Below are 22,295 nucleotides of genomic sequence, written 5' to 3'. Positions count from 1 at the left end.
CCTGTGCGGCACGTCGCCGGATTGTGTTCTGCCCGTGCACAGTCCGAAAGTTGAGCGTTTGAGCAGATCTACCAGGGGGTATTCCGAATCCATGCACCCCAGCACACGCACCGCTGTCGTGACGGGATCGGACTCGCCGATGGGCCGGGCGGTCGCATTGGCACTCGCGGACGACGGGTTCCACATCGGCCTCGCCTACGCCGCGGACCGGGACAGCGCCGAAGCCACTGCCGCCGACGTCCGGTCCAGATCGGTGAACGCGGCCGTGCAGCGCATGGACCTGGCCGACCTGCCCGACTCCGCGGCCGCCGTCGACGAGTTCGCCAGTGAGCTGGGCGGAATCGGCGTTCTCGTCAGCTGTCCGGGCAGTACGGCCGTCGAGTGCATCCAGCGCGCCGTGCGGTACATGATCGCAAGCGGCGGGGGCGGCCGGATCGTCAACGTCATCCCGTCGTCGTCCGGGCTCGGCGGACTCACCGGTCTGCTCGCCGCCGAATTGGCGCGATACTCGATCACGGTCAATTCGGTCGTGGTGCCCGCGGTCGAACCGGACTTCGCATCCCCCGGCCCCGACGACAGGGAAGTCGCCGCCGTCGCGTCGTACCTGACCGCGCCGGCCGCAATGTTCGTCACCGGGGCCGCCTACGTGGTCGACGGCACCCGGATCGCCATGATCCCGCACAGCCTGACCGAGGCCGGCATGCGGCGGCCTGCTCGCCGCGCCAACCGCATCCGGTCCTACACCGGCCGCTGGGCGCCGACCCGCTGGACGCGGTGACCCCGTTTGCGGGGCCCCGAAACTCGCGGACCCGCAGCCGAAAGCGTCGTTGCCGCCGCGCACCGGGAGTACCGTGTGCGCAGGGGGCTGCGAGTCGAGAGTGACGGTGCGATGCCGGCGGCAGTGAAGGGCACAGTGGGAAATCTGCCCCACGAACTGACGAGTTTCGTCGGCCGTCGCCGTGAGGTGACCGAGGCGCGACGCCTGCTGTCCGTGTCCCGTCTGGTGACGCTCGCCGGGATCGGCGGGGTCGGGAAGACCCGGCTGGCGTTGCGGGTGGCCGCCGATGCGAGTCGCGCATTCGAGGACGGCGTGTGGTTGGTCGAACTGGGGGAGCTCGACGACGACACGACACTCGTCGACGCCGTCTCGGCGGCACTGCGACTGCGCGAGCAGCGCTCCGGGAACCCGGAGGTGCTGCTGACCGAGTACCTCGCCACCCGGCAACTGCTGCTGGTGCTCGACAACTGCGAGCACGTGGTCGCCGCGGCCGCCGCGTTGTCGGAGACGTTGTTGCGGGGCTGCCCGGAGTTACGGATCCTCGCGACGAGCCGCGAACCGCTGGCCATCGGCGGTGAGGCGGTACTGCGGGTGCCGCCGTTGACCGTGCCCGAACCCGAACGCTCGTCACTGCAGGGCCTGCCGCAGTACGAGGCGGTGACGTTGTTCGTCGAGCGGGCGGCCACGGCAGTGCCGGAGTTCGAACTCACCGAGGACAACCATGTCGCGGTGGCCCGGATCTGCCGCCAGCTGGACGGGTTGCCGTTGGCGATCGAGCTGGCGGCGGTGCGGCTGCGGGTGATGTCGGCGGAACAGATCCTGCAGCGACTGACCGACCGCTATCGGTTGCTGACGGTCGGATCGCGGGGCGCGCCGAGCCGGCAGCAGACCCTGCGGCTGTGCGTCGACTGGAGCCACGAACTGTGCACCGAGGAGGAACGGGAGCTGTGGGCGAGACTGTCGGTGTTCGCCGGCGGCTTCGAACTGGACGCGGTGGAGGGAATCTGCGCCGGCGACCTGCCGGTGGAGAACGTCCTCGACGTGGTGGCGTCGTTGATCGACAAGTCGATCCTGATCCGCGAGGAGTCCGGGCCGGCGGTGCGATACCACCTGCTCGAGACGGTGCGCGACTACGGCCGCGAGAAATTGCAGGAGACCGGGGAGTACCAGTCGCTGCGCCGGCGGCACCGCGACTGGTACGAGCAATTGGTGGTGCAGTGCGAGGCCGAATGGATCGGACCCCGGCAGGCGATGTGGATCAGCCGGCTCGACGCGGAGACGCTGAACGTGCGGGCGGCCCTCCATTTCTGCCTGACCGAGCCGGGGGAGGCCGAGACGGGGCTGCGGATCGCCGCCGCACTGTACCCGTACTGGCGTGCCAGGGGACTGCTCCGCGAGGGTCGCCGCTGGCTCGGCCAGCTGCTGGGACGGCACCCGGGCGGCGCAAGCAGGGAACGGATCGAGGCGCTGTACGTCGACAGCGTGCTCGCAGGCATGCACGGCGACCGCGAGGCCGCGAAAGCGCTGGTCGACGAGGGGGTCCTCCTGGCCGAGCGGCACGGGGACACACTGATGCGTGCCCTGGTGGTCCACGCCGCCGGGTGCTGCGCCATGTTCGCCGGGGACCTACCCCGCGCACGGGTCTGCTTCGAGGAGGCACTCGCCGAGTTCCGCGACAAGGGCAACCTGCTCCAACTGACGTGGGGACTGCTCGGGGTGGCACTGGTCAGCGGCATGCAGGGCGACGGGGCGGTGGCGAAGATGTGCGGATCCGAGATCTTCGCGCTCACCGAGGCCCACGGCGAGTCCGTCTACCGGGGCTGGTCACTGTGGGCGGCGGGAATGGCGGCGTGGCAGCGCGGACACCTCGCCCTCGCCGACGACTACGTGAAGCAGGGGCTGCGGCTGTCCCACCTGGTCGACGACCGGATCAGCGCCTGCGGGGCACTCGAGGTGCTCGCCTGGGTCGCCGTCGGCTCCGGCCGGGCCCAGCAAGCCGCCGAACTGATGGGCGCCGCGGAGGCCGTCGCGCAGACCGTCGGCAACCCGAGCACCGTCTACCCGAACCTGCTCGTCCACCACGCGGAATGCGAGCAGCAGGCACGCGCCGTGATCGGGGACCGCGCATTCGACGACGCCTTCGACCACGGTATGCGCACGTCGTTCGACGATGCGGTCGCCCACGCGCTCGACGAGCAGCCACCGGAGACGGTGTCGGCGTCGAACGGGGCGACGCACCTGACCCGACGCGAATGGCAGGTCGCGGAACTGGTCGCCGACGGGCTCACCAACAAGGCGATCGCCGCCCGGTTGGTGATCTCGCAGCGCACTGCGCAGGGGCATGTCGAGCACATTCTCGCCAAACTGGGGTTCAACTCGCGCACCCAGATCGCGGCGTGGATCGTCGAACACGCACAGGACCCGCACCCCTGACCCGCCACCCGCACGGGACGAAATAGGTATGTCCCCGGGTCGTTCAGCCGCTGTACTTCCCCGCCGCGGACGGGATGCTCATACGCGTCCCCCCAATCCGGCTCCAGACCGAGGCCCCCCGATGCCCACTGATCCCCGAACACACCGAAAGCCCGACCCCCAACTTCCACGGCCCCCGATTCTCCGTCGGGCGCACACCGACCGGTGTCTTGTGTGGATCGGGGGAAACCGAATGGCAGACGACGTGGTGGGGCAGGAATTCACGGGGGTGACGGCATGACCACGGACGGCATGACCCGCTGGCAGGGACTTGCCCAGAAGTGCGAACTGATGATCCAGCGCTGCCTCAACTGCACGACCCTGCTCGCGCCGTTGATGGCCACCTGCTCCGCGTGTCAGGGTTCGAACCTCGAGCGGGTCCCGTCGTGCGGCGTCGGATCGATCGTGTCCTCGAAGGTGGTCCACCGTGAAGTGAACGAGACCGACCGTGGTCTCGTCCCCTGCACGATCGCGATCGTCGAACTCGACGAGGGGCCGTGGGTGTACACCTGGATCGACGGCGACGTCCCGGCACCGTCCGACTGTCCGGTTCGCGTCGAGTTCCGTCCCGCGTCGACGGCGGAACAGTTGCCGGTGTTCGCGGTCCGCTCCGCCGGTCAGCGGTGAGCGGCATGACGACCCAGACCACAGAGGAACCGGAGGAAGCGTTCGGCACCGATTGGCTGCGCCTGGCGCTTCGCCGATGCGATCTGCTCGCGCAGATGCACTCGGTGAGCTCGGATGCCCGGTGGATGATCAGCTTCGCGATCCAGTGGGCACCGTTCGGTGGTGCCAGCGCGGCGGAACTGCTGGAGCGATTCGGTGTCAGCCGCCGACGCTTCATGGAACTCGTATTCGAGGGACTCGCACCGAAGTCCACCGATGTCCAGAAGATCCGTGCGATGAAAAGTCACCTGCGCACGTCCCTCGCGCAGGCGTGGGGCGTGCAGTAGCCCCGGTCGATCACCCGGGCAGTAGGTCGTCCAGGTGGATCGGCGCCTTCCGGACCCGCACCCCGGTGGCGTGACGGACAGCGTTCGCCACCGCGGCCGCGGCCCCGACGATGCCGATCTCACCGGCGCCCTTCGATCCCATCGGATTGGCGTGCTCGTCGACGTCGTCGAGGCACACCGCGTCGAGGTACCTGATGTCGGCGTGGGTGCTGACGTGATAGGAGGCAAGGTCCTGGGTCACGACGTGACCGAACCGGGGGTCGTTCACGCTGCTCTCGTGCAGCGCCATCGAGATCCCCATCGTCATCCCGCCGAGGAGTTGCGATCGAACGGTGCGGGCGTTGATCACCCGGCCGATCGCGAACACCCCGAGCATGCGTTCGACACGGATCTCGCAGGAATCGCGGTGGACGTGCGCCTCCACGAAGTGGGCACCGAACGAATGGAGTGCGAACTTTTCCGCGTCGGGGTTGTCGGGCGTCCCCGCACGCGCCTCCGCCCCCGGGTCGGGGGACGTGCCGTGCGCGTCCCGGAACGCGCGGGCCGCCGCGACGATCGCACTGCCCCAGGAACTGGTTCCCGTGGAGCCGCCTGCGACGGTCGCCGACGGAAGATTCGTGTCACCGATCTGCAGGACGATCGCGTCCAGCGGGCAGCCCAGCGCGTCGGCGGCGATCTGGGTGAGCGCGGTCCACGCGCCGGTACCGATGTCGACCGACCCGATCTGCACGGTGTACGTGCCGTCGGAGTCGTACACGATCCGGGCAACCGATCCGGGTGACGTGTTGGCTGGATACGTCGCGGACGCGACGCCCATCCCCACCTGCCACTGCGAGTCCGACCGGGCCCGCGCCGTCGCGTCGCGGTCCGCCCACCCGAAACGCCGGGCGCCTTCCCGCAGACAGTCGGTGAGGCGCCGCCCCGACCACGGGCGGCCGGTACTCGGGTCGACCTCGGGTTCGTTGCGGATCCGCAATTCGATCGGGTCGAGCCCGCAAGCTTCGGCCAGTTCGTCCATCGCCACCTCGGCCGCGAACATGCCCGGGGTCTCGCCGGGGGCACGCATCCAGGAGGGGGCGGGCACGTCGAGGGACGCGAGACGGTGGGTGGTGTACCGGGTGGGCGTGGAGTACATCAGCCGCGACGGGACCGCCGCCTGTTCGGCGAACTCCTTGATCTTCGCGGACTGCACGACCGCCTCGTGGGAGAGCGCGGTCAGCCGTCCGTCGGCGTCCGCCCCGAGCCGGATGTGCTGCACCGTCGGCGTGCGATACGCGGAGAGGGCGAACATCTGCTGCCGGGTGAGCGCGAACTTCACCGGCCGGCCTTCCACCCGCTGCGCCGCCATCACCACGAGCACGTCGTGCGCGTGCGGCAGTCCTTTGGAGCCGAAGCCGCCGCCGACGTACGGGGCGATCACCCGCATCTGCTCGACTTCGAGTCCGAACAGCGGTGCGAGCGTCTGCCGCACGGAGTGGACGCCCTGGGTCGAATCGTGCAGCGTCAGAACCGGTCCGCTGCCGCCTGGGGTCCACCGGGCGATGGCGGCGTGCGGTTCCATCGGGTTGTTGTGTTCCATCGCGGTGGAGTACACCTGATCGACCGTGACCGCGGCGGCGGAAAGTGCCGCGTCGACGTCGCCGTCCTCGGTGTCGGTCGGGAATCCCGCGTTGACATCCTCGGGGGTGTACAGATCGCCCCTACCGGAACGGAAGTCGGTGTCGTGGGATTCCACGTCGTAGTCGACGCGCACGAGGCTCGCGCCGTGGCGGGCGACTTCCGGTGACTCCGCCACCACCGCACCCACGAATTGGCCGCGGAAATGAACCTCGGCGTCCTGCAGGATCGCGAGTTCACCGTCCGAGGTGTCCGCGAGGCGGGGCGCATCGAACACCGTCAGGACCGCGAGCACCCCGTCCAGGGCTTCCGCGTCGGCCGTGTGCATCGCCGTGACCCGGCCGCGTCCGATCGTCGACAGGATCGGGTGCAGATAGGTCGGCTCGTCCACCGGGTACTCGAACGCGTACAGCGCCGTGCCGGTCACCTTGTCGTGGGCGTCCAGCCGTTCGGCGGAGGTTCCGATCACCTTCGGATCGACGAGGGTCATCGGCGCGCCTCCTCGGCGAGGGAACGAAGTACCGACGCCAGCACCCGCCGGGTCAGTGCAACCTTGAATTCGTTTCCAGGAAGCGGTTGTGCCGCAGCGAGTTCCGCTGCAGCGGCCTCGGTGTACGTGGCCTCCGTGGGCGGCGACCCGACGAGGACCTCCTCGGCGAGCGTGGCACGCCAGGGTCGGTGCGCGACCCCACCGAGCGCGACCCGCGCCGACGTGATCGACGTATCCCCGATCGTCAGCTCGGCGGCCACCGACACCACTGCGAACGCGAAGGAGGCACGGTCACGCACCTTCCGGTACGCGGACCGGTTCCCGGAAGGCGGCGGGGGCAGCTCCACGGCCGTCACGAGATCACCGTGCGCGAGGACGGTGTCGCGGTCGGGCCGGTCCCCGGGAAGCCGGTAGAACTCGCTCAGCGGGATTCGCCGTTCACCGTCGGCGCCGCGCACCACCACGACACCGTCGAGCGCCGTCATCGCGACGGCCATGTCGGACGGGTGCACCGCGACGCAGTGCTCCGAGGCACCGAGAATGGCGTGGTAGCGGACGTAACCGCCGATCGCGGAACACCCGGTGCCGGGCTCCCGCTTGTTGCAGGGCGTCGTGACGTCCTGGAAGTACACGCAGCGAGTCCGCTGAAGCAGATTTCCCGCCGTGGTCGCGAGGTTGCGCAGCTGGCCCGACGCACCGGAGAGGAGGGCGCGCGACAGCATCGGGTACCGGGCGCGGACGACGTCGTGAGCGGCGAGGTCGCTGTTGCGGACGGCCGCCCCGATTCGGAGCCCGCCGTCCGGGAGTTCGACGACGTCGCCCAGGGGAAGCCGGCTCACATCGACGAGGAGATGCGGGCGCGCGACCCCGAGCTTCATGTGGTCGACGAGGTTGGTGCCGCCGGCGAGGAACGACGCCCGCGGGTCACCCGTGACCGTGGCGACGGCACTGTCGACGTCGGTGGCCCGCTCGTAGTCGAAGGGAATCACGCCTCCGCCGCCTGCCTGATCGCCGCGAGGATGTTCGGATACGCGCCGCACCGGCAGAGGTTTCCGTTCATCCGCTCGCGTATCTCGTCGTCGGTGAGTTCGGGCGGAGCGGTCAGGTTCTCGGTGACGGCGCTCGGGTGCAGGGCCAGGAACTCGTCGAGCATCCCGATCACCGAACAGATCTGACCGGGCGTGCAGTAACCGCACTGCAGTCCGTCCTGCTCGACGAACGCCTGCTGAACGGCATGCAGCACCTCGCCGTCGGCCAGTCCGTGTGCGGTGACGACGCGTTCCCCGTGGTGAGCGACGGCGAATGTGAGGCAGGACGTGGATCGTCTGCCGTCGAGGAGGACGGTGCACGAGCCGCACTGGCCGTGGTCGCAGCCCTTCTTCGGCGCGGTCACCCCGAGGTGGTCGCGGAGCGCGTCGAGCAGCGTCGTGCGGGTGTCGACTTCGAGGTTTCGTTCCTCACCGTCCACGGTGAGGGTGATCTTCCGGTAGCGGGGGCTGTCCGCGACATTCATGGCGGGAGGTTACCCGCGGGCACTGATCCCGAATCACAGTCGGCCGACTCGGGAATTGCTGGTATATCGGACGATATGGCGTCTGCTCAGTGGATCGACACGCACGTACATCTGGTGGACTTTCTTCAGCATCCCGCGGCTGTGACCGATTTGCGAGACAGCTTGGTCGGGGCCGGCGTGCAGCGGGCCGTGCCATTACCACTCGCTGACCGACGCCATCGTCCTCGATCTGCTACCCGAACTCGAATCGGACGGCCGGTTGACGGTGGCGCCGCTCGTCTGCGGGTTCGATCCCACCGATCGCCCTCGCGGTCGGATCGAATTCGTGTGGAACCGCACCGGTCGCTGGGCCGGTGTCGGTGAGGTGATGTTCCGCCACGACGACCTCACGAGTCTCACCGTCGGCGAAGTACCCTCTCCCGATCACGCAGCGATGGACGACGTCCTCGACTTCTGCTCCGAGAAGGAGGTGCCGATCTCGATCCACCACGATTCCGCGTCGATGGGGCTGCCAGGGCGGCACGAATACATCGGCGCGCTCGAGCGAGCTCTCGAACGGCATCGGTCGACCTCCGTCGTGTGGTGTCACGCAGGGGTGTCCCGCCGGGTGGGCCCCAACGGACAGTTGGACCTGGTCCGCGAACTTTTGCTGCGGCACCCGAACTTGACCGTCGAACTGTCGTGGGTGCTGTTGGACCGGATCGTCGACGGCCCCGATGTCGCCGTCGGCAACGCCGAACGATCGTGGTTCCCCTGACGACGGACTGGGTACTTGTTGAACCCGAAACAGTGAGTGATCAGGAAGGGACGTCATGCGCGTCGAGCACATCACGGTGGTCGTGCCCGCCCACGACGAGGAAGCGCTGCTGCCGCGCTGCCTGGAGGGCCTCCATACCGCCGCCCGGGCCGTGTCCGTGCCGGTCACGACGGTAGTGGTGCTCGACGGGTGCACCGACGGCAGCGAAGCCGTCGTCCGCAGGGCGGGTGTCGACGTCGTGATCCTGGGTGCGCGGAACGTCGGAGCGGCCCGGCGTGCGGGTTTCGAGTCGGTCGCCCCGCGCCCCCACGAGTGGTTCGCCACGACGGACGCCGACTCGCGCGTCCCCGCGCACTGGCTGTCGTCCCACCTGCAGCACGCGCGTCGAGGGGCGCAGTTGGTGGCGGGCACGGTGGCGGTGACCGACTGGTCGGGGTGGCCCGACCATGTCCGGTCGCGGTACGGCAGCGCCTACCGGTCCGGCTCCGCCCACGGGCACGTGCACGGCGCGTCCCTCGGATTCTCGGCGGACCTGTATCGGGCGGCGGGAGGGTTCGCCGCACTGCCCGCGCACGAAGACGTGGATCTGGTGCAGCGGATGGTCGAGCGGGGAGCGAACGTGGTGTGGAGTATCGATGCCCCGGTGGAGACATCGGCGCGAGCCGACGCCCGAGCGCCGCAAGGTTTCGCCACGTACCTCGAAGGACTGCAGGACCGATGAGCACCGACGTCACCCACGACAGCAGCCCCACCGACGCCGCAGTGCGGGCGATCATCGGTTCGGGGGACGCGGAACTGCCGCTGCCCGGCGGCGGCTCGACCGCAGCCCGGTGGGCCCGGCTGACGCAATGGTGCCGCCACGACCTCTCGGTCGGCCGGCTCCTCGAGGCACACGCCGACGCGGACGCAATCCTCGCCGAAGTCGACGGCACCCGCGCCGGCCGGAACGAATTCTGGGGCGTGTGGGCCAGCGAGCCACCGCACCCCGTCCTGCACGCGTCCCACGACGCTGCCGGGTGGCGCCTGCGGGGGACGAAGGCATGGTGCTCCGGGGCGTCGATGTGCACGCACGCCCTGGTCACGGCGCGAGTCGACGAGCAACCCCGCCTGTTCGCCGTCGATCTGCGGGAACCGGGGGTCACGGCGGGCCGCGGCGGCTGGCGAAATCCGGGCATGGCGGCCACCGACACCGAGTCGGTGACGTTCGACGGCGTTCCCGCACGACCGGTCGGCGCGCCCGACGAGTACCTCGACCGTCCCGGGTTCTGGCACGGCGGCATCGGGGTGGCGGCCTGCTGGTTCGGGGGCGCACTCGCCGTCGCGGAACCGCTGCGGGTGCGGGCCCGGAGTGGCCGCACGGACGGTCACCAGCTCGCGCACCTCGGCGCGATCGACGTCGCCGTCAGCGCGGCACGATGGGCACTCGAATCGGCGGCCGGGGAGGTGGACGCGAATCCCCTCGACCGGAGATCCGCCCAGGTGCGCGCGTTCCGGGTGCGGGCGCTGATCGAACGGACCGCGAGCGAGGTGATCGACCGCGTCGGCCGGGCGCTGGGCGCCGCGCCGCTCGCGACGGATGCCGACCATGCCCGCAACGTCGCGGACCTGCTCGTCTACATCCGGCAATCCCACGCCGAGCGCGATCTCGCGGCACTCGGCGCACTCGTCGCGGGGGAGGACTGACAGTGGACAACGGCACCAGATTCCGGGAGATCTCCGTGGCCGCGCGCGGCACACCGGAGGACGAATGGCAGTCGTGGCTCGAGTCCACCCGTTTCCTGCCGGTACCACTCGCGGAATGCGACCGGTTGGTCGTCGTCGCACCACATCCCGACGACGAGGTACTCGGCGTGGGCGCGCTGATGGCCACCGCCGCGGCCGCCGGCATACCCGTCGTGGTGGTGGCGGTGACGGACGGTGCGGCGTCCCACCCGGACTCGCCGACCCTGTCGCCCGACGCGCTGGCCGTCGCACGGATCGCGGAATCGACCCAGGCGACAGCACTGCTGGGTGCCGGCGAACCACTGCGACTCGGAATACCGGACGGCGGAGTGAGCGCGCACGAGCACGAACTCACCACCCGCCTCGTCGACGTGCTCACCGCGACCTCCGGGGCGGGGGAGAGAGTGTGGGTGCTCGCGACCTGGCGAGACGACGGCCATCCCGATCACGAAGCCACCGGACGAGCTGCAGCAGCAGCATGTTCGATCACCGGTCACCGACTGATCGAATATCCGGTCTGGATGTGGCACTGGGCCCGGCCCGCCGATCCGGCGGTGCCCTGGAACCGGATACGCGTGCTGACCCCGGCCGCCGAGATCCTGGCACGCAAACGCGGTGCCGTCGACGAATTCCGGACCCAGATCCTCCCGCTGTCCGAGGACCCGCGGGACGCCGCGATCCTCCCGCCGTGGGTGCTCGCGAGACTGATGCGGACAACGGAATGGGTGCTGTGGTGAGCGCAATGGATCCCGGCTACTTCGAGACGATGTACGCGGAATCGGCGGACCCGTGGGGCTTCGACGAGCGGTGGTACGAGCGCCGCAAGTACGCGCTCACTCTCGCGGCCCTGCCCCGTCCGCACTATCGGCGGGCGTTCGAACCGGGGTGTTCGATCGGCGTCCTCACGGTGCACCTGGCGCGGCGTTGCGACCGAGTCGTCGCAACGGATGTGGTTCCGCGCGCCCTGGAGAGCGCACGGGACCGTCTGCGGCGCGAAGGAGTGGCCGACCGGGTGGAACTCGGCCGGGCATCGCTGCTCGACCCGTGGCCACCCGGCGCCTTCGACCTCGTCGTGCTCAGTGAGGTGCTGTATTACCTGACACCCGCCGACCTCGCCACCACGCTCGGACGTGCTGTCGACGCCCTGGAAGTCGGTGGCACCCTCGTGGCGGTCCACTGGCAGCATCCGGTACCCGAGTACCCGCAGACCGGCCGCGCGGTGCACGAGACGGTCGCCGCGACGGACGGCCTCCACCGTGCCGGGTCGTACCAGGACGCGGACTTCCACCTCGACGTCTACACCCGGGGTCCGGTGCCCTCGGTGGCCGCGGCGGAAGGGTTGAGCTGACCGGGCGTCGCACTCACTGTTCGGGCAGGCTGCCCGTCTCGAGGAAGATGACGCGCCTGCCGATCTCCACCGTGTGGTCGCAGAACCGCTCGTAGAAACGGCCGAGCAGGGTGATGTCGACGGCCGACTGGACACCGTGCGGCCAGTCCTCGGCCTGGGTGATCGTGAACAGGCTCCGATGGAGATCGTCCATCGCCTCGTCCGCCGTCAGCAAACCGCGTGCGCGCTCGGGATCACGGTGCTGCAGAACCTGCTCGGTTTCCTTCGCCTGCGCGACGGCGACGGCGCCCATCTCGGTGAACACGCCCAAGACTTCGTCGGGAACGACGTGGTCGGGATGCCGTCGGCGCGCGATCTTCGCGATGTGCACCGCGAGACCGCCCATGCGGTGCAGATCCGCGGAGATGTGGAGGCCGCCGACCATGAACCGGAGGTCGTGCGCGACCGGCGCCTGCAGCGCCAGCAGGGCGAAGGCACGCTTCTCCCAGTGCGCCGCGGCATCGTCGAGCTCGCCGCTCACATCGATGACGTGCTCGGCGAGCTCGAGGTCTGCCTGCAGCAGTGCGTCGCTCGCCTCCGACATCGCGGTAACGGACAGCCGGCACATGGAGGCCAGATCGCCGGACAGGCTGTCGAGATTCTCCGCGAAACGAGTACGCATCGGCTCAGCCTAGGGGTGTTCTGTGACAACTGCCTCGATCTACCGGGGGTCGTCGTGGGCCAGCTTCCGGTATCCCTGCGCGCCTGCACGGTCTACCGCTGCCTTGACCAGGCCGAATACGGTGCCCTGCACGGCCGCCGCGATCAGCACCTCGCGGGTGCTGCGTGAGAGATCCTTGGGGTCGGGAGCCTCGGCTTCGCCGGCGACGCGCTTCCACACCTGACCGAAGAGCGCGCTTGCCGCGATTCCGCCGGCGACACTCGCGGCCAGCGCCAACGGTTTGTACATTGCCTTCGACACGGCACTCATGTTCCCGCCCTTCGCATTCGATCCCGTCGATCGCTCTCGTACGGCGAGTACCCGTATTCGCCGTCCTCACACCGCGATGCCGCGCCGCCGGTGTTGTTTGGTTCGACGCCGGGTTGGGGACAGTGTTCTGTATGACCAACGAATCAGCTGGAGAGCCAACTCGCATCGTCGTGGTGGGAAGCGGCTTCGCCGGATTCGAATGCGCACGCGCTCTCACGCGTCGCCTCCGGGGGACCGATACCCGCATCACCCTGATCTCGGCGCACGACTACATGCTCTACACACCGCTCCTGCCCGAGGTGGCGGGCGGAATCCTGGACGCACGGTTCGTCACGGTTCCGCTGGCCGAGGCGCTGCCGAACGTCGAACTGGTGAAGGGCAACGTCGATTCCGTCGACTTCGAGGCCCGCACCGTGCACGTGACCGACTGCGAGCACGGTGTCGAGGACGTGGCCTGGGACCGGGTGGTGCTCACCCCGGGGTCGGTGACCCGCCTGTTCGACATTCCCGGTCTCGCCGAGCACGCCAGGGGACTCAAGACGCCGGCCGAGGCGCTGTACTTCCGCGACCAGCTGCTCACCCAGATCGAACTCGCAGAGCGGGACACCGACCCTTCGGTCGCCGACGCCCGCCGGACGGTCGTCGTGGTGGGGGCGTCCTACGCGGGCACGGAACTCACCGCCCAACTGCGCGCCCTCGCCGACGAGGCGGCCGCGCGGCGAAACCTCGACCCCGCGAAGATCCGGTTCCTGCTGCTCGACGCCGCCGACACGGTGATGCCGGAGGTGGGCGAGAAGCTGGGCGGCAAGGTGTTGGACGTGCTGCGCTCCCGCGGCATCGACGTGCGACTGGAAACCACGCTGACCGAACTCGGACCCGAACACGTCACGCTCGACGACGGCACCGTGATCCCCACCCGCACCGTCGCCTGGGTGACGGGCGTGACCGCAAGCCCGCTCATCGACACGCTCGGATTACCCACCGAGAAGGGAAGGTTGACGGTCCGCCCCGACCTCTCGGTGGACGGGCATCCCGACGTCTTCGCGGGCGGCGACGCCGCGGCTGTTCCCGATCCGAGGAACAGCGGGTCGATCACCCCACCCACCGCCCAGCACGCCGTCCGGCAAGGGCAGACCCTGGCCCGTAACGTCGCGGCCAGCCTGGGCGTCGGCGACCCGAAACCGTACGGCCACCGCGACATGGGTCTCGTCGTGGATCTCGGCCCGGGGTTCGCCGTCGCGAACCCTCTCGGCATCCAGCTGTCGGGGTTCCTCGCGAAGGTGGTCACGCGCGCCTACCACCTGTACGCCATGCCGAACACGGCCAATCGCTGGGCGGTCGCCCTCGCCTATCTCACCGATCTGCTCTTCCCCCGCCCACTCGTGTCGATCGGACTGGTCACCGATTCGGAATCGCGGTTCGCGGCGGGCGAGGGCGTAGGAGCGCAGCACTGAGAGCACGCCGCCTGCGAACGCAACTAAGGAACCGATGATGGCTGAGAGCAAGAAGGAATTCGTCGCACTACGCCTCGACGAAGTGATCCACGAATGGGAGGCGGACGCGCCTGCCGGTGGTTCGGGATCCGCGGGATCGGAGAGTCCGTTGGTCACAGCGCAGCGCCACCGGGCCGAGATGGACACCGCGACCGACGAGCGTGTCGACGAGATCGCCGAGGCGTATCCCGAGATTGCGCAGGCGTGGTCGTCGCGCGGCGTCTAGGACACCAGCAGCTTCGCCAGCGGACTGGACTCGAGGTTGTCCAGCAGGTCCTGTGCGTCCTCGAACACCGCCGCCGCGCCGGCCTCCGTCAAGTCGGCGCGGGAAATGCCCCCACTGAGGAGTCCGACGAAGGTGACGCCGGCCCGCGAGGCCGCCTTGCCGTCCCACACGGCGTCGCCCACCATCACGGCAGTGTCGGGCGACGTGGACGCGCGGTCCATCGCGGCGCGAACCACCCCAGGATCCGGCTTGGCCTGATCGACGTCCTCGGACGACGTCGTGTGAGCGATGTACGAGTCGACCGACAAGATCTCCCGCAGCACGTCGAGTTCCTCCTCGGGGGCGGAGGTGGCGAGGACGACCTGCACACCGCGCCCGTGCAGTTCCCGGATCAGTTCCCGTGCCCCGGACAGCGGCCGCATGCTGTCCCGCGCGCCGAGGTAGTACGTCGTGTGGAGATCCTTCGCGCGGTCCCCGAGCTCGTCCGCGTCGTCACCGAGAAGCGATTGCAGGAGAAGCGACGAATCCAGTCCGATCGCACGGTGCACCCGCCACGCGTCCACGTCGTGCCCGACCTCCCGGAAGGCCCGCTGCCACGCTCGCACGTGCAGGTAGTTGGAGTCGACCAGGGTGCCGTCGACGTCGAACAGCACTGCTCGGGCGGTGGACGGGGATTTCGCAGACATAGGCTCGAGCAAACCACAGTTTTCGATGTGGTGAACGTGGGTAAGCGCGGAGAGTCCGTCAGGTACTCATTCGAAGGAGTGGTCGTCATCGAGGCACAACACGACACGTCGGCGTCGGTGTCGGACGTGTGGTCCGTTCTCGCCAACGGGTGGCTGTACCCGTCCTGGGTGGTCGGGGCGTCACGCATGCGTGCCGTCTCCGCCGAATGGCCCGCCGTCGGGAGCCGTCTGCACCATTCCGTCGGCGCCTGGCCCGCGTTGATCGACGACTCCACCGAGGTCCTCTTCGCCGAAGAGAATCGTGAACTTCGGCTGCTCGCCCAGGTGACGCCCACGAAGGCTGTCGTGCGACTGCGACTCGAGCCGCGTGAATCCGGCTGCCACCTCCGCATGTCGGAGGCAGCAGCCTCCGTACCGTTGAAGTGGGTTCCGCAGACGGCGCAAGACCTCGCGGTCCTCCCGCGCAACCTGGAATGTCTACGCCGGCTCTCGTTCCTGGCCGAGCGAAACACGAAACCCTGACGCCGTGACAGTGCGGACTGTCGACGCCGTCGTCATCGGGGCCGGGCCCAATGGTCTCGCCGCAACGGCCACCCTGGCGGAGGCCGGCTGGGACGTCGTACTTCTCGAACAACAACCCGAACCGGGTGGCGCCGTCAGGTCGGCCGAGCTCTTCCCTGGTTTCCGCACCGACCTGTTCAGTGCGTTCTATCCCCTGGCTGCGGTGTCGCCGGCGATCCGGCACCTCGACCTCGAAGGTGTCGGTCTGCGATGGAGTCAGGCGCCCGCCGCGGTCGGGCACCCCAGGCACCCGCACGACGACGATGCCCCACTGATCCACCGGGATCCGACCGACACCGCCGCCGACCTCGAGCGCAGGCAACCGGGGGACGGACAGGCGTGGCTCCGGCTCTTCGAGCAGTGGAAGGACGTGAAGGAACCGTTCCTCGACACCCTGTTCAGCCCGTTTCCTCCCGTCCGTGGACCGCGGCGACTGTTGTCGCAGCTCGGCACCGCGGAAGCCCTCCGGCTCGTCCGCTTCCTCATGCTGCCCGCACGCCGGATGACGCACGAGTTGTTCGACGGCGAATCCGCCCGGGTGCTGTTGCTGGGCAACGCAATGCACGCCGACACACCGGTCGACGCACCGGGGAGCGGAGTCATGGGATATCTCCTGACCATGCTCGCGCAGGACGACGGGTACGTCGTCCCGGTCGGTGGGGCCGGCGCCCTCTCCGCCGCAATGGCGGAACGAGCGAGACGAAACGGCGCGGAAATTCGGTGCGGCGAGGAGGTGACGTCGATCGAGGCAACCGGGGGAGTGGCGACAGAGGTTCGGACGGCGGGCGGCGACCGTTATCTGGTCAAGCGCGCGGTGCTCGCCGATGTCTCCGCGCCCGCACTCTACGGACGGCTGCTGGATTCCTCCGTGGTCCCCGCCGGTGTCCGTGCAGACCTCGAGAAGTTCGAGTGGGATACCCCCGTCGTCAAGGTGAACTACGCTCTCGACCGCAAGATTCCGTGGCGGTCGCGGAGCCTCGAATCCGCCGGAACGGTGCATCTGGGCGCCGACGACAACGGACTGGTCCGGTGGATGGCCGACCTGACCACAGGCGTGATCCCGACAGACCCGTTCCTGCTGTTCGGTCAGATGACGACGTCGGACCCCAGCCGTTCGCCCGAGGGAACCGAAAGCGCCTGGGCTTACACGCATCTTCCGCGGGGAATCACGGACGACGAATCGGCCGAGTTGCTGGCGCACCGAGTGGACGCGATGCTCGAATCGCATGCGCCGGGGTTCGCCGAGCGGGTGGTGGGGCGCAATGTGCAGCGTCCGGGTGACCTCGAGGCGAGCAACGCGAACCTGCACGGCGGCGCCGTCAACGGCGGCACCGCCCAGCTGTACCAGCAGCTCGTCTTCCGCCCGACCCCAGGTTCGTCCGGGCCCTACACGTCCATCGACCGGCTGTACCTGGCCAGCTCGGCCGCCCATCCGGGCGGCGGCGTCCACGGTATGTGTGGGTACAACGCGGCCCGTGCCGCCCTGGCCGACCACGGGCGGTGGGGGTTGGTGCGGCGGAAGGTCCGCGGCCGCATCCTCGACCTCGTGGTCACCCCCGACGGTAAGCGGTCGCCGCACCACCGCTAGGTGTTGATGCGGTCCAGGAGCCAGCGCGGACCGATCGTGGTGGCCCCGAGCGCCTCGACTCGGTCGCGGAGTTCTCGGTCTGCGGTGACGACGGTGATCGGCCGGTCGCCGTCCTCCTCGGCGGCTGCGGCCACCACATCGACGATCGCGTCGTCGCCCGAACCGGGCGCCGACACCACGTGCAGACCCTCGAATTCCGGGTTGGTCTCACCGGTGACCGCGGCCTTCGCCGCGCCCTCGAGGACGACCACCACCTCGGCCGGCCGGTCCAGGCGCTGTTCGAGGGTGCCGAGCTTGGCGAGCAATTGTCGGGCCGCACCGGCACGATCACGCCACCAACCGTCGGGTCGCGAGCCGACGACGTTCGCAGCATCCACCACAACCAGCGCAATTTTGTCGTCAACCACGCCCTCAGTCTCCTCTCTCCTCGCACACCCCGTGTGGGTGCTATGACAGAGGAGACGGTCTGTCCGTCGTGGAGAGGAGGCCGATATGGACGTCCGCTTCATCTCCCGTGACGATGTGCGTTCGTGTGCGGTGACAGAACTGAGGGCGTTGCTCGACCGGCCCGACGGATTGGTCTGGGTGGATGTCCCGACCTGGGACGAGCAGGCGAACGACGCATTGACCACGATTTTCGGCTTCCATCCTCTCGCCGTGCGGGATTCGATGAACCGCAATCAGGTGCCGAAGGTGCACAGGTATGAGGACCACTTCTTCGTGGTTCTGCACGCGCCGCAGTCGGGAGCGCACGGGCACGTGCACTACGTCGAACTGGACCAGTTCATCGGCGGCCGGTACCTGGTCACCGTGCACGGCCCGGTGAATCCAGCGATCGATCCCGCGACCGCAATGGTCGAGGTGAATGCGGTGCTGGGCCGGTTGAAGTCGGGAAAGTTGCAGCCGAGCAACGCATTCGAGTTGTCCTTCGCAGTGCTCGCCGCATTGACGGCTCGGATGCGGGCGTACACCGCCGAGTTGACCAAGGACGTGTGGAAGCTCGAGCAACAGGTCACCGGCGGGCACCTCGGTAATCCGGAAACCTTTCTCGACGAGATGTTCCGGGTCCGACACGGTCTGCTCACGGTCGGCACCATGGCCGCGCTGAGCCGAGAGGTCTACGGCCGCATGGTCACCATCGAGGCGTTCGGCGCCGGCAAGGGGCAGGACCTCCTCCTAGACGCGGTCGACCAGTTCCAGCATCTGACCGTGATGGCCAAGGGCCAGAAGGACTACCTCCAGGGCACGATCGAGTTCTACCAGGCACGCACGAACACCAAAATGACCATTGCCGCCGAGCGACTCGCCGTCATCGCGGCCGTCACGTTGCCGATCACGGCGTTGTCTTCGATCATCGGCATGAATGTGATCGTGAACGAACGGACGCAATGGCTCTCGGTTGCCGCGATCGTGCTCGTGATGCTCGCGATGTCCGGGGCACTACTCGTCTGGGCGAAGCGTAAAGGCTGGTTCTGAAGCCTGTAGTTGCGTTCTGCGGGGGAGTGGTGGACTCGGCGGCATGGGCGTGCCTGGTGTGGGGGAGGACACGTAAGCAGCTCGTGGCATTCCCACCATCTGCGACTCCTGCAGGCTCGTCGGAAATCGCCGCATCAGTTTCCCAATAATTCGATGGGTAAGACTCTGGCTCGGACGGAACGCCGATATTACCCGAATTCAGGTGGTCGCCGCACGGCGTCGGGGTAGTGGGACCCTGTCTGCACCTCTCGACTCGTTCAAAACCTGTTCGGACTGCTTAGACGCTGAGGCCTTCAGGCCGATGCCGGGGTAGGGCGGGGTCGGCCGGAGTACGGCAGAAACGGGCCACTCGGGATTTCTCGATGCTGGTATCGGGGTGATCAAGTGCCTGTCGAGCGGGGGCCGGTTAGTGTCGCTCACGTCATGTTGGTGATCGTATCTCTGGGGTGTGTGGGTGGCGTCGATCGATCGCACCGCCTATCCGCGGTTCTCGCGGATGGTGTCGGTGGGGGAGCTGGCCGAGGCGTTCACGCCGTCCGTCGAGGAGGTTGAGTGGGCTCGTGGCCGTACCCGGGATGCGCAGCACCTGCTGGTTCTGCTGGTGTGGCTGAAATCGTTTCAGCGTCTGGGCTACTTCCCGAAGCTGGTCGACGTGCCCGAGGTGGTTGCGGCGCACCTGTGTGGGGTACTGGAGTTGCCGGCGGGGACCGTGTTGGTGCAGGACGCGGAACGGACGGCGAAGCGGCACCGTCAGTGGGTGCGGGACCGGTTGGGGGTGACGTATGAGCCGGCGCGGGTCCGGGACATCGCAGAGCGGGCGATTCGCGACGCGGTGCAGACGAAGGACAACCCCGCGGATCTGATTAACGTGGCGCTCGAAGAGTTGGTCCGCACCCGATGTGAGCTGCCCGGCTTCACCACCCTGGACGCGATGGCATCGACGATCCGGGCCGAGGTCAACACCGCATTGTTCACCAAGGTGGCCGGCCGTCTCGGTCCGGCCGATCGGTCCCGGCTGGGGCGACTGCTGTTGGTCGATCCGATCACCCGGCGCAGCGAGTTCGACAGGGTCAAGGACACCGCCAAGGCCGCCTCGCTCGGTAAATTCAAGGCTCGCCTTGACTACCTGCGACAACTTGACGATCTGGGGCCGACAGAGGTATGGCTCGCCGATGTCCCGCCGGGCAAGGTCGCACACTTCGCCGGTGAGGCGAAGGTGACCGACGTGGCCGATCTGCGCAAGGTCGGCGAGGACAAGCGGATCACCCTGGTCGCCAGCCTTCTGCACACCGCCCGCGCCGGGGCGCGCGACGAGGTGGTGACCATGTTCTGCAAACGCATGGCCGCCCTCCACAAGAAGGGCCGCGAGCACCTCGAGGCACTGCGCGAGGAGCACCGCGCCGAATCCGAACGACTACTCGGCGTATTCGGCGACGTGCTGACCGCGGTGCGCGAAGCCCTCGACCCCACCACCGGCGATGGCCGCCCGGACATCCGCCCCGGTGAGTCCGCGGACGCCGGTGCCGCCTCGGCCCGGCCAATGGAGGCGGTGGCCGAGCAGGCCGGACGGCTGGTGCTGAAGACGTTGGCCCGGGCTGGCGGCATGGACGCCCTCGTGGGCGCCCATGAGGCGGTCACCGCCCATCACGGCAACAACTATCTGCCGCTGCTCGAGCGGCATTACCGCTCACACCGGTCGGCGCTGTTCACCCTGCTGGACTGCCTCGAGCTCGAAGCGACCAGCGCCGATCGCAGCGTGCTCGACGCGGTGGAATTCCTGCGCGCGCACCGCAACACCCGCGCCAACCTCATCCCCGAGCATGTCACCGTAGAACAGCCCGGGGCGGACGGTGCCCCCTCGACGGTGACGCTGACCATCGACGTCGGGGTGTTCGCGTCGGCGGCGTGGCGCAAGATCCTGCGGGACAGGGACCGGCCGGGGTTGCTCGTGCGGCGACATCTCGAGGTGTGCGTGTTCTCCGCGCTGGCCGCCGAGCTCCGTTCCGGGGACGTCGCGGTGGCCGGGTCGGACTCGTTCGCGAACCTGCACGCTCAGTTGATGTCCTGGGACGAGTGCGCACCGCTGGTTCCGGCGTTTTGCGCTCAGGCCGGCATCCCGGCCGAGGCGAGCGCGTTGACCGCGTTCTACCGGGAGAAACTGACTGCCACCGCCGCGGCGGTGGACGCCGGCTACCCCGGCAACACCGACCTGATGCTCGAGGACGGGCGGCCGGTGCTGCGCCGCCGCAAGGGCGCCGACCGGTGCCCGGAGGCGCTGGCGCTGGAGCGGGCCATCCACGACCGGCTCCCGCACCGCGCACTGCTCGACATTCTCACCCGCACCGCGTTCCTGCTTTGCTGGCACCGTCACTTCGGCCCCGCGTCGGGTTCGGACCCGAAAATCCGGGACGCCCTCGGACGGTACGTGCTGACCGTGTTCGCTCACGGCACCCTGCTCGGGCCCAGTCAGGTCGCCGCGCACATGCGCGGGCAGGTCAGCGTGCACGAGCTGTCGCTGGCCGGAAACAAGCACACCACCGCCACCAAAATCGACCAAGCGTCCACGGTGGTGGTCAACGCGTTCCACCGGCTGGATGTGGCCGGCATGTGGGGCGACGGGAAGGTCGCCGCGGCGGATGGGACGCAGGTCGAGACCTGGGAGAACAACCTGCTCGCCGAATCCCACATCCGCTACGGCGGTTACGGCGGAATCGCCTACCGGCACATCTCCAACACCTACATCGCCCTGTTCAGCCACTTCATCCCGTGCGGGGTGTGGGAGGCGGTGTACATCGTCGAGGGATTGCTGCGCAACGACTCCGACATCCAACCCGACACCGTGCACGCCGACACCCAGGGCCAGTCGTTGCCGGTGTTCGGGCTCGCGACGCTGCTGGGTTTCGATCTGCTCCCACGGATCCGCAACTGGCACGACCTCACCTTCTACCGCCCCGACCCACGGTCCCGCTACCAGCACATCGACCGGCTCTTCGGCGACGAGAGCATCGACTGGGATCTGATCGAAACCCACTGGGAAGACCTACTGCGCACCACCATCTCCATCCGGGAGGGCCGCCTGTCGTCGGTGACCCTGCTGCGCCGCCTGGGCAACCACTCCCGCAGGAACCGCCTATACCGGGCGTTCCGCGAACTCGGCAGGGTCATACGCACCATCACCCTGCTGCGGTACCTGTCCGAACCGCAGCTGCGGGAACAGATCACCGCGATCACCAACCGCAATGAGGCGTTCCACGGCTTCGCCGACTGGCTGATGTTCGGCGGCAAACTCATCGGCCACAACGACCCCGACCACCAGGAGAAGGCGATCAAGTTCAACGAACTGATCGCCAACTGCGTCATATACTCCACCGCCTGCGACATCACCGACGCCGCCAACGAGATCGCCGCTGACGGCGAACCGGTCGACCCGGACGATCTGGCCACCATCGCCCCCTACATCACGCACACGGTGCGCCGCTTCGGGAACTGGGTCATCAACCTCACCCCACCGGAGCAGACCCCGACCACCCGACTCGACCTCGAGCCTCGGGTGCTGTTCCGGGCCGCCCCGGCTTGACCGCACGAGTGCCGTCGACCCGGGCACCGGTGCCGGGCGCCCGGCATCTCCCGAACACCAACTGCACC

General features: G+C 68.6%; 22 protein-coding genes. 15 read left to right on the top strand and 7 right to left on the bottom strand.

The annotated features are described in order from the left end of the window. The first annotated feature begins 91 nt into the window (after positions 1-91). The 4 genes from RHA1_RS00735 (at position 92) to RHA1_RS00720 (ending at position 4,203) form a co-directional block, all read left to right on the top strand. The gene (locus tag RHA1_RS00735; RefSeq protein ID WP_011593460.1) at positions 92-778 is read left to right on the top strand and encodes an SDR family NAD(P)-dependent oxidoreductase; all 687 of its coding nucleotides are present in this window, start codon (positions 92-94) and stop codon (positions 776-778) included. A gap of 75 nt (positions 779-853) precedes the next feature. Next, the gene (locus RHA1_RS00730) at positions 854-3,211 is read left to right on the top strand and encodes an ATP-binding protein (protein ID WP_011593459.1); all 2,358 of its coding nucleotides are present in this window, start codon (positions 854-856) and stop codon (positions 3,209-3,211) included. A 276-nt stretch (positions 3,212-3,487) separates the two neighbouring features. Next, positions 3,488-3,877 carry a Zn-ribbon domain-containing OB-fold protein gene (locus RHA1_RS00725; RefSeq protein WP_009472682.1) on the top strand — a complete coding sequence of 130 codons (390 nt, stop codon included), beginning with the start codon at positions 3,488-3,490 and terminating at the stop codon, positions 3,875-3,877. A gap of 5 nt (positions 3,878-3,882) precedes the next feature. After that, positions 3,883-4,203 (top strand): hypothetical protein, encoded by a 321-nt coding sequence (locus RHA1_RS00720; protein ID WP_011593457.1) that lies wholly within the window; start codon positions 3,883-3,885, stop codon positions 4,201-4,203. A 10-nt stretch (positions 4,204-4,213) separates the two neighbouring features. Here the strand turns inward: RHA1_RS00720 and RHA1_RS00715 are convergent, their stop codons facing one another. The 3 genes from RHA1_RS00715 to RHA1_RS00705 are packed head-to-tail and all read right to left on the bottom strand — an operon-like array spanning position 4,214 to position 7,823. Continuing rightward, the gene (locus tag RHA1_RS00715; RefSeq protein ID WP_011593456.1) at positions 4,214-6,310 is read right to left on the bottom strand and encodes a xanthine dehydrogenase family protein molybdopterin-binding subunit; all 2,097 of its coding nucleotides are present in this window, start codon (positions 6,308-6,310) and stop codon (positions 4,214-4,216) included. After that, positions 6,307-7,299, bottom strand: coding sequence for an FAD binding domain-containing protein (locus tag RHA1_RS00710; protein ID WP_011593455.1), 993 nt, complete (start codon positions 7,297-7,299; stop codon positions 6,307-6,309). Before RHA1_RS00710 ends, RHA1_RS00715 begins: the two co-directional genes overlap by 4 nt. Further along, the gene (locus RHA1_RS00705; RefSeq protein WP_011593454.1) at positions 7,296-7,823 is read right to left on the bottom strand and encodes a 2Fe-2S iron-sulfur cluster-binding protein; all 528 of its coding nucleotides are present in this window, start codon (positions 7,821-7,823) and stop codon (positions 7,296-7,298) included. Before RHA1_RS00705 ends, RHA1_RS00710 begins: the two co-directional genes overlap by 4 nt. A 325-nt stretch (positions 7,824-8,148) precedes the next feature. Here RHA1_RS00705 and RHA1_RS00700 point away from each other — a divergent pair, with 325 nt between their 5' ends. From RHA1_RS00700 to RHA1_RS00680, 5 genes are read left to right on the top strand one after another with little or no spacing between them, the layout of a single operon-like run. Then, entirely contained in the window at positions 8,149-8,580 is a 432-nt protein-coding gene (locus tag RHA1_RS00700; protein ID WP_237724182.1) for an amidohydrolase family protein, read from the top strand. A 55-nt stretch (positions 8,581-8,635) separates the two neighbouring features. Continuing rightward, positions 8,636-9,301, top strand: coding sequence for a glycosyltransferase family 2 protein (locus RHA1_RS00695; RefSeq protein ID WP_011593452.1), 666 nt, complete (start codon positions 8,636-8,638; stop codon positions 9,299-9,301). Next, entirely contained in the window at positions 9,298-10,263 is a 966-nt protein-coding gene (locus RHA1_RS00690; RefSeq protein ID WP_011593451.1) for an acyl-CoA dehydrogenase family protein, read from the top strand. Before RHA1_RS00695 ends, RHA1_RS00690 begins: the two co-directional genes overlap by 4 nt. A 2-nt stretch (positions 10,264-10,265) precedes the next feature. Then, positions 10,266-11,039 carry a PIG-L deacetylase family protein gene (locus RHA1_RS00685; protein WP_011593450.1) on the top strand — a complete coding sequence of 258 codons (774 nt, stop codon included), beginning with the start codon at positions 10,266-10,268 and terminating at the stop codon, positions 11,037-11,039. Continuing rightward, positions 11,033-11,650 (top strand): class I SAM-dependent DNA methyltransferase, encoded by a 618-nt coding sequence (locus RHA1_RS00680; protein WP_009472673.1) that lies wholly within the window; start codon positions 11,033-11,035, stop codon positions 11,648-11,650. The genes RHA1_RS00685 and RHA1_RS00680 overlap by 7 nt, the downstream gene beginning before the upstream one ends. 13 nt (positions 11,651-11,663) lie before the next feature. On the opposite strand, the gene phoU is transcribed toward RHA1_RS00680, so the two are convergent. After that, a complete protein-coding gene (gene phoU, locus RHA1_RS00675; protein ID WP_009472672.1) occupies positions 11,664-12,311 on the bottom strand; it encodes a phosphate signaling complex protein PhoU in 648 nt (215 codons plus the stop codon). Between the two features lie 39 nt (positions 12,312-12,350). Further along, entirely contained in the window at positions 12,351-12,620 is a 270-nt protein-coding gene (locus tag RHA1_RS00670) for a DUF4235 domain-containing protein (protein ID WP_011593448.1), read from the bottom strand. Between the two features lie 131 nt (positions 12,621-12,751). Here RHA1_RS00670 and RHA1_RS00665 point away from each other — a divergent pair, with 131 nt between their 5' ends. Further along, a complete protein-coding gene (locus RHA1_RS00665) occupies positions 12,752-14,074 on the top strand; it encodes an NAD(P)/FAD-dependent oxidoreductase (RefSeq protein WP_011593447.1) in 1,323 nt (440 codons plus the stop codon). A gap of 37 nt (positions 14,075-14,111) precedes the next feature. Further along, positions 14,112-14,339, top strand: a complete 228-nt coding sequence (locus RHA1_RS00660) for a hypothetical protein (protein ID WP_041812276.1) — start codon at positions 14,112-14,114, stop codon at positions 14,337-14,339. On the opposite strand, the gene RHA1_RS00655 is transcribed toward RHA1_RS00660, so the two are convergent. Continuing rightward, the gene (locus RHA1_RS00655; protein WP_011593446.1) at positions 14,336-15,025 is read right to left on the bottom strand and encodes an HAD family hydrolase; all 690 of its coding nucleotides are present in this window, start codon (positions 15,023-15,025) and stop codon (positions 14,336-14,338) included. The genes RHA1_RS00660 and RHA1_RS00655 overlap by 4 nt on opposite strands. 78 nt (positions 15,026-15,103) lie before the next feature. Between RHA1_RS00655 and RHA1_RS00650 the strand changes: the two genes are divergently transcribed. Next, on the top strand, positions 15,104-15,547 hold the full coding sequence (locus tag RHA1_RS00650) for an SRPBCC family protein (protein ID WP_016884232.1): 444 nt from the start codon (positions 15,104-15,106) through the stop codon (positions 15,545-15,547). A 4-nt stretch (positions 15,548-15,551) separates the two neighbouring features. Further along, on the top strand, positions 15,552-17,174 hold the full coding sequence (locus RHA1_RS00645) for a phytoene desaturase family protein (protein WP_009472666.1): 1,623 nt from the start codon (positions 15,552-15,554) through the stop codon (positions 17,172-17,174). Here the strand turns inward: RHA1_RS00645 and RHA1_RS00640 are convergent. Further along, positions 17,171-17,581: an NYN domain-containing protein gene (locus tag RHA1_RS00640; protein ID WP_011593445.1), complete on the bottom strand. Its 411-nt coding sequence runs from the start codon at positions 17,579-17,581 to the stop codon at positions 17,171-17,173. The two genes, RHA1_RS00645 and RHA1_RS00640, sit on opposite strands and share 4 nt — an antisense overlap. Before the next feature lie 85 nt (positions 17,582-17,666). Here RHA1_RS00640 and RHA1_RS00635 point away from each other — a divergent pair, with 85 nt between their 5' ends. Both RHA1_RS00635 and RHA1_RS00630 read left to right on the top strand, forming a co-directional pair. After that, on the top strand, positions 17,667-18,650 hold the full coding sequence (locus tag RHA1_RS00635) for a magnesium transporter CorA family protein (protein WP_011593444.1): 984 nt from the start codon (positions 17,667-17,669) through the stop codon (positions 18,648-18,650). Between the two features lie 454 nt (positions 18,651-19,104). Continuing rightward, positions 19,105-22,227, top strand: coding sequence for a Tn3 family transposase (locus RHA1_RS00630; RefSeq protein ID WP_011593443.1), 3,123 nt, complete (start codon positions 19,105-19,107; stop codon positions 22,225-22,227). Positions 22,228-22,295: the final 68 nt, after the last annotated feature.

Origin of the sequence: Rhodococcus jostii RHA1 (assembly GCF_000014565.1) — a bacterium.
GTDB lineage: Bacteria > Actinomycetota > Actinomycetes > Mycobacteriales > Mycobacteriaceae > Rhodococcus_F > Rhodococcus_F jostii_A.
This window is presented reverse-complemented; position numbering and strand designations above follow the sequence as displayed.

Coding starts and splice junctions, on each gene's coding strand:
- RHA1_RS00735 (WP_011593460.1), top strand. CDS start 92: ATGCACCCCAGCACACGCACCGCTGTCGTGACGGGATCGGACTCGCCG.
- RHA1_RS00725 (WP_009472682.1), top strand. CDS start 3,488: ATGACCACGGACGGCATGACCCGCTGGCAGGGACTTGCCCAGAAGTGC.
- RHA1_RS00720 (WP_011593457.1), top strand. CDS start 3,883: ATGACGACCCAGACCACAGAGGAACCGGAGGAAGCGTTCGGCACCGAT.
- RHA1_RS00715 (WP_011593456.1), bottom strand. CDS start 6,310: ATGACCCTCGTCGATCCGAAGGTGATCGGAACCTCCGCCGAACGGCTG.
- RHA1_RS00705 (WP_011593454.1), bottom strand. CDS start 7,823: ATGAATGTCGCGGACAGCCCCCGCTACCGGAAGATCACCCTCACCGTG.
- RHA1_RS00695 (WP_011593452.1), top strand. CDS start 8,636: ATGCGCGTCGAGCACATCACGGTGGTCGTGCCCGCCCACGACGAGGAA.
- RHA1_RS00690 (WP_011593451.1), top strand. CDS start 9,298: ATGAGCACCGACGTCACCCACGACAGCAGCCCCACCGACGCCGCAGTG.
- phoU (WP_009472672.1), bottom strand. CDS start 12,311: ATGCGTACTCGTTTCGCGGAGAATCTCGACAGCCTGTCCGGCGATCTG.
- RHA1_RS00670 (WP_011593448.1), bottom strand. CDS start 12,620: ATGAGTGCCGTGTCGAAGGCAATGTACAAACCGTTGGCGCTGGCCGCG.
- RHA1_RS00665 (WP_011593447.1), top strand. CDS start 12,752: ATGACCAACGAATCAGCTGGAGAGCCAACTCGCATCGTCGTGGTGGGA.
- RHA1_RS00660 (WP_041812276.1), top strand. CDS start 14,112: ATGGCTGAGAGCAAGAAGGAATTCGTCGCACTACGCCTCGACGAAGTG.
- RHA1_RS00655 (WP_011593446.1), bottom strand. CDS start 15,025: ATGTCTGCGAAATCCCCGTCCACCGCCCGAGCAGTGCTGTTCGACGTC.
- RHA1_RS00635 (WP_011593444.1), top strand. CDS start 17,667: ATGGACGTCCGCTTCATCTCCCGTGACGATGTGCGTTCGTGTGCGGTG.